The sequence below is a fragment of the Bradyrhizobium sp. CIAT3101 genome, assembly GCF_029714945.1.
Lineage (GTDB): Bacteria > Pseudomonadota > Alphaproteobacteria > Rhizobiales > Xanthobacteraceae > Bradyrhizobium.
Genome location: NZ_CP121634.1, coordinates 5,204,049 through 5,219,126 on the forward strand (window position 1 = coordinate 5,204,049; position 15,078 = coordinate 5,219,126).

Below are 15,078 nucleotides of genomic sequence, written 5' to 3' on the forward strand. Positions count from 1 at the left end.
TTTCCGCCGCGGCGGTCTGGATTGCTTCGTCGTATCAGCGCAAGTCCGGGCAAAGGTTCGCCGCCAACCACCGCTCGCAAATATTCCACTTTACCGAATTGGTGTGCGGATGCCGGGTGCCGCCGGCGCCCGGGCCTTCCCTGCTGCATGCCATACGTCCCTGCACAGAATGTCACACCGCTTTTCGCTGGCGCGTCCGGCTGGTAGATTGACGCCATTGCTTTGGGGGTTTTTTGATGCACGCGCGGAATTTCAGTCGCGTCCTGGTGCTCGCAGCACTCGTCGCGGTGACGCTCGCCGTCGCGCTCCGACCGGCATCGGCCGAGAAGCGTATCGCGCTGGTGGTCGGCAACTCCGCCTACAAGAACATTACGCCGCTCGACAATCCGTCCAAGGACGCGAGCCTGATGGCGGAGACGCTCGGCACGCTCGGCTTTACCCTCGTCGGCGGCCGCGCCCAGCTCGATCTCGACAAGGGCGCGATGGACATCGCCGTGCAAAGCTTTGGCCGGCAGGTCCAGGGCGCCGATGTCGCGCTGTTCTATTATGCCGGCCACGGCGTGCAGGTCGCGGGCTCGAATTATCTCGTGCCGGTCGGCGCCAATCCGACGCGCGAGGCCGACGTCGATTTCCAGATGACCGACGTCAATCTGGTGCTGCGGCAGATGCAGGGCTCCGGCACGCGGCTCAATCTCGTCATCCTCGATGCCTGCCGCAACAACCCCTTTGGCTCGCGCGGCCTTCGATCCTCGGACGGCGGTCTTGCGCAAATGCGCGCGCCTGAAGGCACGTTGATCTCCTACGCGACGCAGCCCGGCAATGTCGCGCAGGATGGCAGCGACGGCCACAGTCCCTACACCAAGGCGCTGGCCGCGACGGTCCGCACCGCCGGCCTCGACGTGTTCCAGACCTTCAACCAGGTGGGGCTGGCCGTGAAGCGCGCCACCTCGGGCGCGCAGCAGCCCTGGGTGTCGTCCTCGCCGATCGACGGCACCTTCTACTTCGTCCCCCCGACGCAAACAGCGCCGCCGCAGGTCGCGGCGATGCAGCCCGATCCGCTGCCTGCGGACCGGCTGCGCGCCGATCCCGACCGTGTGCCGTTGCGCGACGCCGCGCTGCTCAGCGAATTGAACGAACGGCTCTACGAGCTCAATTTCGATCCCGACACGCCCGACGGGCTCACGCGCGCCATCACAAAGCTGCAGCAGCGGATTTCGATGCCGCCGACGGGCGAGCCGACCGAAGGCCTGCTGCTGCGGATGCGCAAGATGGAGGATCTCAAGCCATGGGGTTCGATCGTCTACGGCCCTGACGGCAACAAATGGGGCATCTCCTGGAACCATGCCTCACGGCGCGCGGCGGTGGCGGATGCGCGCGGCAATTGCGCCGGCGCGAAGTGCCCGATCGAGCTCTCCTTCTACGGCAAAAGCTGCGGCGCTTTCGCGATCTCGGACAAGTCGTGGTCGCTGGTCCAGCGCGACAGCGTGCAGCGCGCGAAGGATGCCGCGCTTGACGAATGCGGCAAGGCTGGCAAAGCTTGCCGTATTATTGGAAGCGTTTGTGCCGACGGCTCCGGTCGTTGATTTTACCGCCGATTTTTCATGACGATGGATTTCTGGCTCATGTCGAACACCGCGCGCCGCCATTTTGCCCTCGCCACATTTCTCCTCGCCCTCGCCGCTCCGTCAGCATTTGCGCAATCCGGCAGCGCCGGCGGCTCGATCGGCAACGACGAAAAATCGCTGTCCGGCTCGCGCCAGGATAGCTCTTCAGGCCGTTCCGCCGAACCCGCGCCCTCGGAACGCCGAAGCAAGCCGGCCGCTGACGAACAACGCTCGTCGTCTCGGCGCAGCGGCGGAGGTAGCAGCGGTGGTGGTGGCAGCTTCGACGGTGCCTGGGCTGTCACCAGTGTCGGCTGTGGCGGCACGTCCAGCGGCGCGACCGTCGTGACCTCGGGCCGCGTGATCGGCCAAGGCGTCAGCGGAACCGTCAGCGCGAATGGATCGGTGCACACGTTCGGACAAGGTGAAGGCGGCATCACCTATACCGGCGCTGGCCACCTGTCGGGACGCAGCGGTTCCGGCACTTTCCGCCGCTCCGACGGCTGCTCGGGAACCTGGACCGCGAGCAAGCAATAGCGCCGGCAAAAAGCCTGAATTCGCGGCGGAACGAACACCGCGCAGGCCCGATTCAAGCCACATCCTCTCCGGATTTGCGGCTCATTGCCACCTAACTCTTTGTTGAGAAAGGAAAGGTAACGAGTTGCGTCATGCGTAAACGGGAGACCAGGATGGGCAACCGCACCGCAAAGTTCATGTCCGCGCTAATCGGCAGCATCATTGCCGGCGCGCCGCTGGCTGCCGTTTCACAGAACGCGCCAAGCACATCCAGCGTCGCAAGCACACCCAGCGCCGCAAGCCCGGCGAATGCCGCGAGCGCAAGCACGGCGAATGCCGCAAGCGATTGCGTCGCCTCGCCAAAGGGTGTCGCGCCGCAGGGCCAGCACTGGTTCTATCGCGTCGAGCGCGGAACCAAGCGGCAATGCTGGTATCTGCGTGCCGAAGGCACCAAGGACGGTGCCAAGGAAGGTGCCAAGCCCATACAGAGCGCGCAGGCGACGACCGACACGCCGAGTGCAGCTCCAGCCGCGCCGTCATCGGTACAAAATGCGCGTGCTGAATACATTGCACAGCAGACCAGCCCCGCCGCGAGCGCGCCCGCGTCAGCGGCAACGCCGCAGGCTCCCGGCGCCAGTGATGCCAATGCGGCGCTGCCCTCCGTCGCCACGCGTTGGCCCGACGCCGCCCCCGCTTCGCCCGCACCGCAGCCATCAGCTGCAACCACTGCCGCACCTGCAGCAGCGCCCGTACAGCCGAGTGCGAAGCCAGCCGCCTCCCCGGTAACGCTCGCCGCGGCAGAGGCCCCCGCCGACAAGCCGACCGGATCGGTGCAGATGCTGCTGCTCGTCATCGGCGGCGCGCTGATGCTCGCCGGCCTCCTCGCCAGCGTGATTTATCGCTTCGCCGGTCGACGCGCGCGCGCCCGGGCGGCCGATCGCCGCGTGAACTGGGATCATCGGCAGGATGATGCCGACAGCCGTGCGCCCTGGCATGCCGAGCCGGCGCCGCGCGTCGTACGGCCGCTCCCGGTGGACTTCGACGCCATGCGTGCGGAAGCCCCGCAGATCGCTGCATTCTCAAGCGCCATCGGCCGGATCGCTGCGCAGGGCCGTTCCGTTGAGGTTGCGACAGCAGAGCCTGACGAGACAAAGCCTGACGAGACCGGGATCGACTATTTCGACGGCGAGTTCGAGATCGAGCCTCCGGCGCCGCAGCTCGCCGCCCACCGCGAAGAGCCGGCAGAGCAGAACGCGGACGCGCATGACGAACATGCGCGTGAAGCGGCCAGCGCCGCCGACATCGATATCATCACGGCGATGCTGGAGCGGCTGGCGACCGAAGGGCCGCGGCTGACGCAGCCTCGCCCTGAAGCCTTCCCTGCTAGCCTTGAAGCTGACCTTGCAGCCCTCGCACGAAGCTCACGAGGCCAGTCCGCCGCTCGCGCTTGAGGCGCTCGGCCTTCAGGATCGACTGCACCTCGGCGAAGGCGTCATCAACATTGTGGTTGATGACGATGTAATCGTACTCGGCCCAGTGGCTCATCTCGTGGCTGGCGCGGCTCATCCGCTTGCGGATCACCTCGTCCGAATCCTGCGCGCGCGAATGCAGCCGCTTCTCGAGATCGCCGGCTGACGGCGGCAGGATGAAGACGCTGACGACGTCCGCGCGTGCTTTCTCGCGCAACTGCTGCGTGCCCTGCCAGTCGATGTCGAACAGCACGTCCTGCCCCGCCGACAGCGCGGCCTCGACGGGCGCGCGCGGCGTGCCGTAGCTGTTGTCGAACACGGTGGCCCATTCCAGCAGCTCATCGCCCTTCACCATGGCGTCGAACCTGGGCTTGTCGACGAACAGATAGTCGCGGCCGTCGACCTCGCCGGGCCGCATCGACCGCGTCGTCGCCGACACCGACATGCGCAGACCGGGCATGCGGTCGATCAGCAGACGCGACAGCGTCGTCTTGCCCGCGCCCGATGGCGAGGACAGCACGAACATCAGCCCGCGCCGCTCGACACCGTCAGTTCCGTGACCGCCCGTCGTCATCGATCACTCCAGATTCTGGACCTGCTCGCGAAATTGCTCGACCACGTTCTTCATGGCGAGCCCGGTATTGGTCAGCTCGATGTCGTTCGACTTCGAGCAGCAGGTGTTGACCTCGCGGTGAAACTCCTGCGCCAGGAAATCGAGCTTGCGCCCGATCGGACCACCCTTGCCGATCAGCTCGCGCGCCTGTGCGATGTGGGAGGCGATGCGGTCGAGCTCCTCGCGGATGTCGGCCTTGGTCGCGATCAGGATGGCCTCCTGCATCAGGCGGTCGGAATCGAAACGGTCGGACGTGTCCAGCAGCGCGGCGATCTGCTCGGCGAGCTTCGCCTTGATCGCCTCGGGCTTGCGCCCCGGTGCGGCTTCCGCCCTCTTCGCCAGCTGCTCGACCTCATCGACCCGCTGGGTCAGGATCTGGCCGAGCGAGGTGCCCTCGCGCTTGCGCATCGCGACGAGTTCGTCGAGCGCCTTGTCGAAGGCGTCGGCCGCGGCAGCGCGTGCGGCCTTGTCCTCCTCCTCGTCGCCCTCGGGCTCGGCGACCTCGACGACGCCCTTGATGGCGAGCAAGCCGTCGACGCTAGGCGCGACCGCGTCGACCTTGCCGGCGATGACGGAGGCCGCCTTCAGCACGGCGTTGAGCACGTCCTCATTGACGCGGACGGTGGCGGCGGCATTGGCGCGCTTGACGTTGAGGTTGGCGTAGACGGTGCCGCGCGAGAGCAGCTCGCCGGCGCGCTTCTTGGCGTGGGCCTCGAGCTCGTCGAACCCCTGCGGCAGCCGCACCCGCAAGTCAAAGCCCTTGGCGTTGACCGACTTCAATTCCCATTCGAACGTATACGGCCCGCTTGCGCCGTGGCTTCGGGCAAAGCCGGTCATGGACGACAGCGCCATCAGGTCAAATTCTCCGACAAACATGGGATTCGCGAGGCCATCAGGCCACGCGAATCTTAAGACTATTTTGCGGGAAAGTGGAATCCGCAAAGTCCCGTAGGCAGGTCTGCGCAACGACCGAGGCTGGACCAGCCCTAGCGCTGGATGACCGGCGGCGACGGCTGCACGGCGCCCTGCCGCGCAGGCGCGGGAGTGGTGGCGGGCCGCGCCGGCGGCTTCTTCTGCTGGGTCGGCTTGGGCGTGGTCGCGGTCGGCGCCGTATCGGCAGCCGCAGGCGCCGCGGCGGCCGGCGCAGGTGCGTCCTCGGCAGGCTCGACCGTGTCGTTCTGGATCTGCTTCTCCATCGCGCGCAGCTTGGCGACGTTCTTCTGGTGCGCGTCGTAGGTCTCGGTAAAGGCGTGCCCGCCGCTGCCGTCCGCGACGAAGAAGAGATCGCGGGTGCGGGCCGGGTTGGCGGCCGCCTCCAGCGAGGCGCGGCCGGGGTTGGCGATCGGGCCCGGCGGCAGGCCCTCGATCACATAGGTGTTGTAGGGCGAAGGCTGCGTGATCTCGCTGCGCTTGATCGGGCGCCCCAGGGTGCCCTTGCCACCGACGAGGCCGTAGATGATGGTCGGATCGGACTGCAGCTTGATCTTCTGCTTCAGCCGATTGACGAACACGGCCGCGACCCGGCTGCGCTCGTCCGGCTTGCCGGTCTCCTTCTCGACGATCGAGGCGAGTGTCTCGAGCTGCTCCGGCGTCTTGACCGGAAGGTCCTGGCTGCGGCGCTCCCAGATCTCCGCGAGCACGCGCTTGTGCGCCTGCTGCATGCGCTGGATCACCTGGTCGCGCGGGGTCCCGCGCGGGAACTTGTAGGTCTCGGGCAGCAGCGTGCCTTCACGCGGCAATTCGCGCACGCTGCCGGTGAAGATGTCGTTGTCGGACAGCCGTGCCACGATCTGCTCGGAGGTCAGGCCTTCCGGAATCGTGACGGAATGCTGCACCACCTTGCCCTCGACGATGGTGGCGATGACGTCGCGCAGGGATGCGTTCTTCTGGAACGAATATTCACCCGGCTTCAGGTCCGAGCTCGCCTTCAGCGCAGCCACCGCCGCGATGAACACCCACGGATTGACGTCGGTCACGCTTTCCTTGTTTAGGGTCTCGGCGATGTCGCGCTTGCCCGCACGCTGCGGGATGTTGACGATCTTGTCTTCCTTCAGCGGCCCCGGCGCCTCGAGCACCTGCCGGCCGTAATAATAGGCGCCGCCCGCGCCGAGCATGGCGATCAGCAACAGGGTGATGATGGCGTTGCCGACCACGACAAAGGGATTGCGGGCCCGCTCCGAACGCCTCGGCGGCGGCGGGACCTGCTCGGGCTCGAGCGCTGCCCGCGGACTCCGGGGCGAAATGGGCGGCCTTTCACTCATCGAAGCAACCTGAATCCTGCCGGTTCAATCGCAGCCTGACAATCGCTTGCCGAGCCAAATGCACACGCCCACAGACATGACTATCGCCGAATACGGCAAAACGGTGGATTCGTCGCAAACACAAACTAATGGGTCAGGCGCCGGACGATGACCGAGGCATTGGTACCGCCGAAACCAAAAGAATTCGACAACGCGACATTCACCTCGCGCTGCTTCGCCTTGTGCGGCACGAGATCGATTGCGGTCTCCACCGACGGATGGTCCAGGTTGATGGTCGGCGGGACGATGTTATCGCGAATCGCAAGGATCGCGAAGATCGCCTCGATCGCGCCGGCCGCGCCGAGCAGATGGCCGGTCGACGATTTGGTCGAGGACATCGCAACCTTGGAGGCGGCATTGCCGAGCAGGCGCTCCACCGCGCCGAGCTCGATCTCGTCGCCGAGCGGCGTCGAGGTGCCGTGGGCGTTGATGTAGTCGAGATCGGATGCCGTGAGGCCGGCGCGCTTGAGCGCTGCCGACATGCTGCGGAAGCCGCCATCGCCATCGGGCGACGGCGACGTAATGTGATAGGCATCACCCGACAGACCGTAGCCGATCACCTCGGCGTAGATCCTGGCGCCGCGGCGCTGGGCGTGCTCGAGCTCCTCCAGGACGAGGACGCCGGCGCCCTCGCCCATGACGAAACCGTCGCGATCCTTGTCGTAGGGGCGCGAGGCCTTCTCGGGCGTGTCGTTGAAGCCGGTCGACAGCGCGCGTGCGGCGTTGAAGCCGGCAATACCGATGCGGCTGATCGGCGACTCCGCGCCACCGGCGACCATCACGTCGGCATCGCCGAGCGCGATCAGGCGGGCGGCGTCGCCAACGGCATGGGCACCGGTCGAGCAGGCCGTGACCACCGAATGGTTCGGTCCCTTCAGGCCATGCGCGATCGAAACGTAGCCGGATGCGAGATTGATCAGGCGGCCCGGAATGAAGAACGGCGACACCCGGCGCGGCCCGCGCTCCTTCAGCAGGATCGCGGTGTCGGCGATGCCGTTGAGGCCGCCGATGCCCGAGCCGATCATGGTGCCGGTCGCGCACTTGTCCTCTTCGGTCTCGGGATGCCAGTTCGCATCGTCGAGCGCCTGGCCGGCCGCGGCCATGCCGAAGATGATGAAGTCGTCGACCTTGCGCTGATCCTTCGGCTCCATCCACTTGTCGGGATTGAAGGTGTCGTTGCTGCCGTCGCCGCGCACGACCGTGCAGGCGTATTTGGTCTGCAGATCGGAGACATCGAAGCTCTCGATCCTGCGCGCACCGCTTTCGCCGTTGAGGATGCGTTTCCAGGTCGGCTCGACGCCGCAACCGAGTGGCGACACCATGCCGAGACCAGTGACGACAACCCGCCTCATATCCGAAAACTCCGCATCGAAAGATTCACGGCCAATAACAAGAAACCGGCTGACCGCTGCAAAGCGGCCCGTCCGGTTTCAATGTTGTCCCCGCGAAATGAAGAGCCTTAGCTCTTCGCGTTCTTCTCGAGAAACTTCGTGGCGTCGCCGACGGTGAGAATCGTCTCCGCGGCGTCATCCGGAATCTCGCACCCGAATTCTTCTTCGAACGCCATCACCAGTTCGACGGTGTCCAGACTGTCGGCGCCGAGGTCATCGATGAAGCTCGCTGCGTCGACAACCTTCTCGGGTTCAACACCAAGGTGTTCGACCACGATCTTCTTAACCCGCTCGCCAATGTCACTCATTGCATAACCTCGTGTTGTTCCCTGTAGACCCGACCCCCCGGGACGATACGAGCCGTCGTGGTCGTTGACTGCCTTCGCTTACGAACTTTGATTTGGCCCCACCTTAACCGGTAGAGGCCCGGCGAATGACGGCCAAGGCTCCGCATCGCCAATATACAGGGTTTCAAAAACCTGCAATGGCGTTCTTTGCCCATCCGTTGAAGGTCCGGTTATCATACTTCAACTGCCTTGACTACACGCCTCAATTCGCTCCGAAAACGGCCGTTTGCCGCATCCTGCCCCACCCATGTGGGCAGTGCGGAACGACGTCTCAGATCATGGCCATGCCGCCGTTGACGTGGATGGTCTGGCCGGTGACGTAGGCCGCTTCGTTCGAACTCAGGTAGACCGCGGCCGCCGCAATGTCCTCGGGCGTCCCCAGGCGGTTGGCCGGAACCTTGGTCAGAATCGTCTCGCGCTGCTTGTCGTTGAGCGCATCCGTCATCGGCGTCTTGATGAAGCCGGGTGCGATGCAATTCGCGGTCACGCCGCGCTTGGCGTATTCGGCGCCCAGCGTCTTGATCATGCCGATCAGGCCGGCCTTCGACGCGGTGTAGTTGCCCTGCCCGGGATTGCCGGTGACGCCGACCACCGAGGTAATGGCGATGATGCGGCCGAAGCGCTTGCGCATCATCAATTTGGTGGCGGCACGCGCCAGGCGGAAGGTCGAAGTCAAATTGATGTTGATGACCTCCTCCCAATCCTCGTCGCGAAGCTGAACGAACAGATTGTCACGCGTGATGCCGGCGTTGGCGACGAGAATGTCGACCTGGCCCATCGCAGCTTCCGCAGCCGGCACCAGCGCCTCGACCTCGTCGGCCTTGGAGAGATTGCAGGGCAGCACATGGGTGCGCTCGCCGAGCTTGCCGGCCAGCTCATCCAGCACGTCCTTGCGCGTTCCCGAGATCGCAACGGTGGCGCCCTGCGCATGCAGCGCCTGCGCGATCGCGCCGCCGATGCCGCCGGTCGCGCCGGTGACGAGCGCCTTCTTGCCAGTCAGATCGAACATCGAAAAATCCTCCAAAGCACGATCCGGAAAAGTGTGCAGCGGTTTTCCGGAAAGATCGTGCGTAAACTCAAGCCTGCTTCGCAGCGGCCAATGCATCCTTGGCGGCGGCAATGTCGTTCGGACCACCCACGGCAACGCCGACGGCGCCATCGGCGATGCGCTTGACGAGTCCCGTCAGCACCTTGCCCGCGCCGATCTCGAAGAAACGGGTGACGCCCTGCCCTGCCATATAGGCAACCGACTCGCGCCAGCGCACCGTGCCGGTAACCTGCTCGACCAGGCGGCGGCGGATCTCGTCGGGATCGGTGATGGCGCTTGCCAGCACGTTCGACACCAGCGGCGCAGCCGGCGCCTTGATCGTGACCTTGGACAACGCCTCAGCCATCGCGTCGGCGGCGGGCTGCATGAGCTTGCAATGGAACGGTGCGGACACCGGCAGCAACATGGCGCGCTTGGCGCCCTTGGTCTTGGCGATCTCGACGGCGCGGTCGACCGCGGCCTTGTCGCCGGAGACGACCACCTGGCCGCCACCATTGTCATTGGCCGCCTGACAGACCTGCCCCTGGGCCGCCTCCCTGGCGACCTCCATGGCCGCGTCGTAGTCGAGACCGAGCAGCGCGGCCATCGCGCCGGCGCCGACCGGCACAGCTTTTTGCATTGCGAGACCGCGGGTGCGAAGCAGCCGTGCTGTGTCCGAGATCGTCAGGCTGCCGGCCGCCGCCAGCGCCGAATATTCGCCGAGCGAGTGACCGGCAACGAACGCCGCATCCCGCCCCACGGAAAACCCGGCTTCAGCCTCCAGCACCCGCAGAGTGGCCACAGACACAGCCATCAGGGCCGGCTGGGCGTTCTCTGTGAGCTGAAGGGTTTCGGCCGGGCCATCCCAGATCGTGGCCGTCAGCTTCTCTCCAAGCGCGGCATCGACCTCGTCGAACACGGCACGCGCCGCCGGAAAGGCATCGGCCAAAGCCTTGCCCATACCAACTGCCTGGGAACCCTGCCCCGGAAATGTGAATGCTGCCGTCATCGGCGCTCCCTGGATCGCTCGAGCCGTGTGGTTCGAGAACCCGCAGCCGATGACGTCCGGCCCGAGCCTTGGTTCCCGACCATGCTCCGAAAGGGGCCGTAGACACTGTCCGGGGCTGGAATGTCAAGCCAAGATAGGAGCTTCGGCCTGCATTGGACTGGGGATTCGGCCTGTCAAAATCCGCCGGCCTTCTGGTCCGCACCGACCTCGGCGCCGGCTTGCGCACGGCGCGCATTGCTAACCAGTTGGCCCGGCCGGTCATCCCGGTTCGGCTTCGCCGTGGCGAGCCGCAGCACGGCTGCGTAGCCCGGCTGCACCTCCATCCGCTCGGCATGCCGGCTCTCGCTGAGCAGGCGATGCACCTTCGGCAGATTGTAGCAGGGCACGTAGAACAGCAGGTGATGCTCGAGGTGGTAGTTCACGTAATACGGCGCGATGAACAGGCGCTCGAGGACATTGGCATGCGTGGTGCGAGTGTTGCGCAAGGGATCGCTGCTGTCGGGCACGACGGCGTGCTCGGCGATGTTGCGGATGCGCGTGATGACCATCATCCAGGTCAGTAGCGGCACCAGCCAGAGCAGCGGATAGGCCCACCACACGCCGGCCGCAGCGAGGCTTGCGAACATCGCGGCATTGACGAGGCATTGCGGGCCGAGCTTCTCCCAGAAATGCCCGGCGCGCTGCCGCCACGGCCAGTCCTTCGGACCGAGCGCGTTGAGCAATTGCGCCTTGCGCTGCTGGTAGCCGGTCTGCCCGGTGATGTCGCGAATGAACTTGCGGCGATAGCTCAGCCTGGTGATCGGAAACGGCGCCGACAGCACCAGATCGGGATCATCCTCCTGCTGGGTGCGTGCATGATGCTGCAGGTGATAGCGCCGATAACTGCGTGTCTCGGCAAAGAGCGGATAGGCGCAAAACCACTGGCTCAGCGCGAGATTGGTCTTCTCGTCCGCGGACAGGCAGCCATGCGCGCCGTCATGCATCAGGATTGCGAGCCCGAGCTGACGCGAACCGATGATGGCGACGGCGAGAACGTAGGTGATCGGATTGGGCCACCAGGCGACCAGGGCGATTGCGCCAATGATCAGCGCCCAGGCATGCGCGATCATCGCGACGCCCTTCCAGGTCACGCGCCGGCGCACGTCGGCCAGTTGATCGTCGGTCAGGAAATCGCGGGCACGCATGCGAAGCGCCGTCATGACCTACCCCTCCTCGTTCGAATTGCTTGATGCGCCGCGCTCGTCGACGAGACGCAGGCGCGCGGTGTCAGCGCTGGATTTGGCCTGCTCGCCGAGCACGCGCAGCATCTCTTCGCAGAGTGCCTCGGGCGAGCGGCCCATGGCGTAGCCTTCGAGAATGACGCCGATCGCGACCGCCCAGAACCGCCGCGAGCTTTCGTCGGGCGCGCGCAGCGAGCGCCAGCCATGACGCGCCACCTGCCCCGCGTAAGCGCGTGCGCCTTCGCTGTGCAGGCGTTCGATGGTGCGCTCGACCAAAGGCGCCAGGTCCTGGCGCCGCCGCGTCAGGGTCAACGCTTCCGCGAAGAAGGCGATCGAATCGCTCGCCGTCACGGTCTCGGCCAGCGCGTAGGTGTACTCCCCGGGCGTGCGTGCCTTCAGGGCCGCCTGTTCGGTCGCGCGCGCCAGATACAGGAGATCGCGGCAGGCGCATTCGACGAACAGCGCCTCCTTGGTGCGGAAGTAATAGGTGATCTGGCTCGGGAACGCGTCCGCCGCTGCCGCGATATCGGTGATTGCGGTGCCCGACAGCCCCCGCTCCCGGAACAACGGGCTTGCGGCGTCCAGCAGCAGCGACCGCATCTTGCGCCCGGCCGAGCGCGTCGCCCGCGCCGCATGCTTGGGGTCGCCAGCCGCCTCAAATGGCTCTCCGAACGGCTCCTGGGCCGACTTTTCCACCATCGGATCCTCTCCCTGATTTATTTGTATGACATACAAACAAAGAAATCAAGGCTGATGTGGTATAAGAAGACCGGTCCCTAACACTCCGCACCGGGACGCTCCGGGCCGAAAATGCGGTCGCCAACCTTGCCAAGCCGGCCAAAATCCGTATAAGGCGCGCATCCGCAGACCCCGGCCGGGAGCTGAACGGACGGTCTCAGCAAATCATTCGTGATTTTGGTGTGGCAGGGCCAGTCGGCCCGTCGTCCCGTGTTTCCGCCTTCTGAGCTTAATCCCAGAGTCCTTTCCGAAGGTCTCTTAAGGGCTTGACGCCGGGCAATGCGCTAACACGAGGAAAGGACGACTATGGCTCTCTATGAGCATGTTTTTCTCGCGCGCCAAGACGCGAGCACGCAGCAGGTCGAAGAGCTGACTGCGCAGATGACCGGTATCGTCGAGGGTCTCGGCGGCAAGGTCACCAAGACCGAGAATTGGGGCGTTCGCTCCCTCACCTACCGCATGAACAAGAACCGCAAGGCGCACTTCGTGCTGCTCAACATCGACGCGCCCTCCGCGGCGATCGCCGAGATCGAGCGCCAGGAGCGCATCAGCGAAGACGTGATCCGCTATCTCAGCGTCCGCGTCGAAGAGCTCGAGGAAGGCCCGTCCGCGATGATGCGCAAGGCTGACCGCGATCGCGAGCGTGACGACCGTGGCGGCGGCTTCCGCGACCGTGAAGGCGGCGGCGGTTTCCGTGGCGACCGTGAAGGCGGTTTCCGTGGCGGCGATCGTGACGGTGGTGGCTTCCGCGGTGATCGCGGCCCGCGCCGTCCGCGCGACGAAGCTGAAACCACGACGGATGGGGAGTAAGACCAATGGCTGAAGCTGGTGCACGCCGTCCGTTTTTCCGTCGCCGCAAGAGCTGCCCGTTCACGGGCGCCAATGCTCCGAAGATCGACTACAAGGACTCCAAGCTGCTGATGCGTTACGTCTCCGAGCGCGGCAAGATCGTGCCGAGCCGCATCACCGCCGTGTCCGCGAAGAAGCAGCGTGAGCTCGCCCGCGCCATCAAGCGCGCGCGGTTCCTGGGCCTGCTGCCCTACGTCATTCGCTAAGACGAATTCGACCGGCGGCGATCACGCCGCCGGTCGCGACTTTTTGAACTCATAAGGCTTCCGGGTCGTCCGGTCGCCGATGGTTGGGGCAAAGCGCCTCTAACCGCTCGAAGGGAGCGGGACAGCTGATGATGGTATTTGGACTGATAGCCCTGATCGCCGGCGCTGCGTCGGCCCTGATGTTCGCCTCGATCGTGTCGGGCGCGCTGATCTCGCTCGTCCTGGTTTATCTCGCTCCGCTGCCGCTCATGCTCGCCGCAATCGCCTGGGGGCCGCTGTGCGGCGCCCTCGGCGGCCTCATCGCGACGCTCGTCATTGCCGGCGCGCTCAGCCCGCCCCTCGCCCTCGGTTACGGTCTCGCATTCGCGCTGCCGGCCTGGTGGCTTGGCCATCTCGCCATGCTGGGCAGGCCGATCGCCGGCGGCATCGCGGGCCAGGATGCGGCTTCGCCCCAGGTCGAATGGTACCCGCTTGGGCGCATCCTGCTCTGGATTGCGGCGCTGGCGACGCTGCTGACCGCGGGATCGCTGTATTCGCTGGGAAGCGATGCCTCGGCCATCAGCGATGCGATGCGCCGCGGCTTCGCCAAGATTCTTTCAATGGTGAGCGAGACGACCGTTACGGAGAGCGATCCGCGCGTCGGCCTGATGGTCGCGGTCATTCCGGTTCTGGTCGCGGCGTCGCAGATGGCGACGCTGACTTTGAACCTCTGGCTTGCCGCCAAGGTCGCGGCTGTTTCAGGTCGGCTGCATCGGCCGTGGCCGGACCTCAGCAGCACGAGCTTGCCGCCAATGACGCTGGTGGCCCTCTGTGTCGCGCTCGCGTTCAGCTTCTCCGGCGGAATGACCGGCATTCTCGCCGTCGTCGTCACGACCGTCCTGATGATGGCCTATGCGCTGGTCGGCTTTGCCGTTCTGCACACCATCACGCGCGACCTCGCCAATCGCGGAATTTGGCTCGCCACCGCCTACGCCATCGTTTTCATGTTCAGCGTGAGCCTCATCCTGCTGACCGCCCTTGGGCTCGCGGACGCCGTGTTCGGCTTCCGCGAGCGCTTCCTGCGCAACCGGCAACCGCCGCCATTGCCGACAACTTAAGTCCAACCCGAAAACTGAAAACCAGAGCACCTCAAAGGAGAACGAATATGGAAGTCATTTTGCTGGAACGCGTGAGCAAGCTTGGCCAGATGGGCGAAGTCGTGAAGGTTCGCGACGGCTATGCCCGCAATTTCCTGCTCAAGCGCGGCAAGGCGCTGCGCGCCACCGCCGACAACCGCGCCAAGTACGACGGCATGAAGGCCGACCTCGAAGCCCGCAACCTTGCCTCGAAGGGCGAGGCGTCCAAGGTCGCCGAGAAGATCCAGGGCAAGAACATCATCGTGATCCGTCAGGCGTCCGAAGCCGGCCAGCTGTTCGGCTCGGTCACGGTGCGTGACGTCGTTACGGCGTTCGAGGCCGACGGCGTTGCCCTCGAGCGTCCCCAGGTGCAGCTCGACGCACCGATCAAGACCATCGGCAAGCACTCGATCACCGTCGCGGTTCATCCCGAGGTCGAGGTCGAGGTCACCGTCACCGTCGCGCGCAGCCAGGATGAGGCCGAGCGCATCAACCGCGGCGAGGACATCTCCACCCGCAACGAGGACCGCGACGCGGCCGCCGAGGCGATTGCCGCCGCCGGCGAGTTCTTCGATCCGGAAGCCCAGCACGACGACGCCGAGCCGGCCCCGGCTGCGGAAGAGACCGAGAAGTAAGCCTCGCGCTCGCGCAAGGCTACGAAGCAGGGCTACGAAGCC

Annotated in this window: 16 protein-coding genes; 7 read left to right on the top strand and 9 right to left on the bottom strand. The window is 65.5% G+C overall.

What is annotated here, in order from left to right; translation table 11 throughout:
• Window positions 1-236: 236 nt before the first annotated feature.
• From QA645_RS24705 to QA645_RS24715, 3 genes are all read left to right on the top strand, one after another.
• Window positions 237-1,583, top strand: coding sequence for a caspase family protein (locus tag QA645_RS24705; protein ID WP_283044266.1), 1,347 nt, complete (start codon window positions 237-239; stop codon window positions 1,581-1,583).
• Between the two features lie 39 nt (window positions 1,584-1,622).
• The gene (locus tag QA645_RS24710) at window positions 1,623-2,138 is read left to right on the top strand and encodes a hypothetical protein (RefSeq protein ID WP_283044267.1); all 516 of its coding nucleotides are present in this window, start codon (window positions 1,623-1,625) and stop codon (window positions 2,136-2,138) included.
• Between the two features lie 152 nt (window positions 2,139-2,290).
• Window positions 2,291-3,568, top strand: a complete 1,278-nt coding sequence (locus QA645_RS24715) for a hypothetical protein (protein ID WP_283044268.1) — start codon at window positions 2,291-2,293, stop codon at window positions 3,566-3,568.
• On the opposite strand, the gene gmk is transcribed toward QA645_RS24715, so the two are convergent.
• From gmk to QA645_RS24760, 9 genes are all read right to left on the bottom strand, one after another.
• On the bottom strand, window positions 3,501-4,160 hold the full coding sequence (gmk, locus tag QA645_RS24720) for a guanylate kinase (protein ID WP_254130984.1): 660 nt from the start codon (window positions 4,158-4,160) through the stop codon (window positions 3,501-3,503). The two genes, QA645_RS24715 and gmk, sit on opposite strands and share 68 nt — an antisense overlap.
• A 3-nt stretch (window positions 4,161-4,163) precedes the next feature.
• Window positions 4,164-5,051, bottom strand: a complete 888-nt coding sequence (locus QA645_RS24725) for a YicC/YloC family endoribonuclease (RefSeq protein WP_254196233.1) — start codon at window positions 5,049-5,051, stop codon at window positions 4,164-4,166.
• 134 nt (window positions 5,052-5,185) lie between these two features.
• Entirely contained in the window at window positions 5,186-6,460 is a 1,275-nt protein-coding gene (gene mltG, locus QA645_RS24730; RefSeq protein WP_254130983.1) for an endolytic transglycosylase MltG, read from the bottom strand.
• Between the two features lie 125 nt (window positions 6,461-6,585).
• Window positions 6,586-7,851 carry a beta-ketoacyl-ACP synthase II gene (gene fabF / locus QA645_RS24735; protein WP_254130982.1) on the bottom strand — a complete coding sequence of 422 codons (1,266 nt, stop codon included), beginning with the start codon at window positions 7,849-7,851 and terminating at the stop codon, window positions 6,586-6,588.
• A gap of 107 nt (window positions 7,852-7,958) precedes the next feature.
• Window positions 7,959-8,198 carry an acyl carrier protein gene (locus tag QA645_RS24740; RefSeq protein ID WP_008130699.1) on the bottom strand — a complete coding sequence of 80 codons (240 nt, stop codon included), beginning with the start codon at window positions 8,196-8,198 and terminating at the stop codon, window positions 7,959-7,961.
• Window positions 8,199-8,508: 310 nt separating this feature from the next.
• A complete protein-coding gene (fabG, locus tag QA645_RS24745; protein WP_254130981.1) occupies window positions 8,509-9,246 on the bottom strand; it encodes a 3-oxoacyl-[acyl-carrier-protein] reductase in 738 nt (245 codons plus the stop codon).
• A 67-nt stretch (window positions 9,247-9,313) separates the two neighbouring features.
• Entirely contained in the window at window positions 9,314-10,273 is a 960-nt protein-coding gene (gene fabD / locus QA645_RS24750) for an ACP S-malonyltransferase (RefSeq protein ID WP_283044269.1), read from the bottom strand.
• 173 nt (window positions 10,274-10,446) lie between these two features.
• Window positions 10,447-11,472: a fatty acid desaturase family protein gene (locus tag QA645_RS24755; protein ID WP_283044270.1), complete on the bottom strand. Its 1,026-nt coding sequence runs from the start codon at window positions 11,470-11,472 to the stop codon at window positions 10,447-10,449.
• Window positions 11,473-11,475: 3 nt separating this feature from the next.
• A complete protein-coding gene (locus QA645_RS24760) occupies window positions 11,476-12,192 on the bottom strand; it encodes a TetR/AcrR family transcriptional regulator C-terminal domain-containing protein (RefSeq protein WP_283044271.1) in 717 nt (238 codons plus the stop codon).
• Window positions 12,193-12,537: 345 nt separating this feature from the next.
• On the opposite strand from QA645_RS24760, the gene rpsF reads away from it, so the two are divergent.
• The 4 genes from rpsF (at window position 12,538) to rplI (ending at window position 15,036) form a co-directional block, all read left to right on the top strand.
• Window positions 12,538-13,041: a 30S ribosomal protein S6 gene (rpsF, locus tag QA645_RS24765; RefSeq protein WP_254130977.1), complete on the top strand. Its 504-nt coding sequence runs from the start codon at window positions 12,538-12,540 to the stop codon at window positions 13,039-13,041.
• A gap of 5 nt (window positions 13,042-13,046) precedes the next feature.
• On the top strand, window positions 13,047-13,286 hold the full coding sequence (rpsR, locus tag QA645_RS24770; protein ID WP_007592020.1) for a 30S ribosomal protein S18: 240 nt from the start codon (window positions 13,047-13,049) through the stop codon (window positions 13,284-13,286).
• 128 nt (window positions 13,287-13,414) lie between these two features.
• On the top strand, window positions 13,415-14,383 hold the full coding sequence (locus QA645_RS24775; RefSeq protein WP_254130976.1) for a DUF2232 domain-containing protein: 969 nt from the start codon (window positions 13,415-13,417) through the stop codon (window positions 14,381-14,383).
• A 47-nt stretch (window positions 14,384-14,430) separates the two neighbouring features.
• The gene (rplI, locus tag QA645_RS24780) at window positions 14,431-15,036 is read left to right on the top strand and encodes a 50S ribosomal protein L9 (RefSeq protein WP_254130975.1); all 606 of its coding nucleotides are present in this window, start codon (window positions 14,431-14,433) and stop codon (window positions 15,034-15,036) included.
• Window positions 15,037-15,078 lie beyond the last annotated feature (42 nt).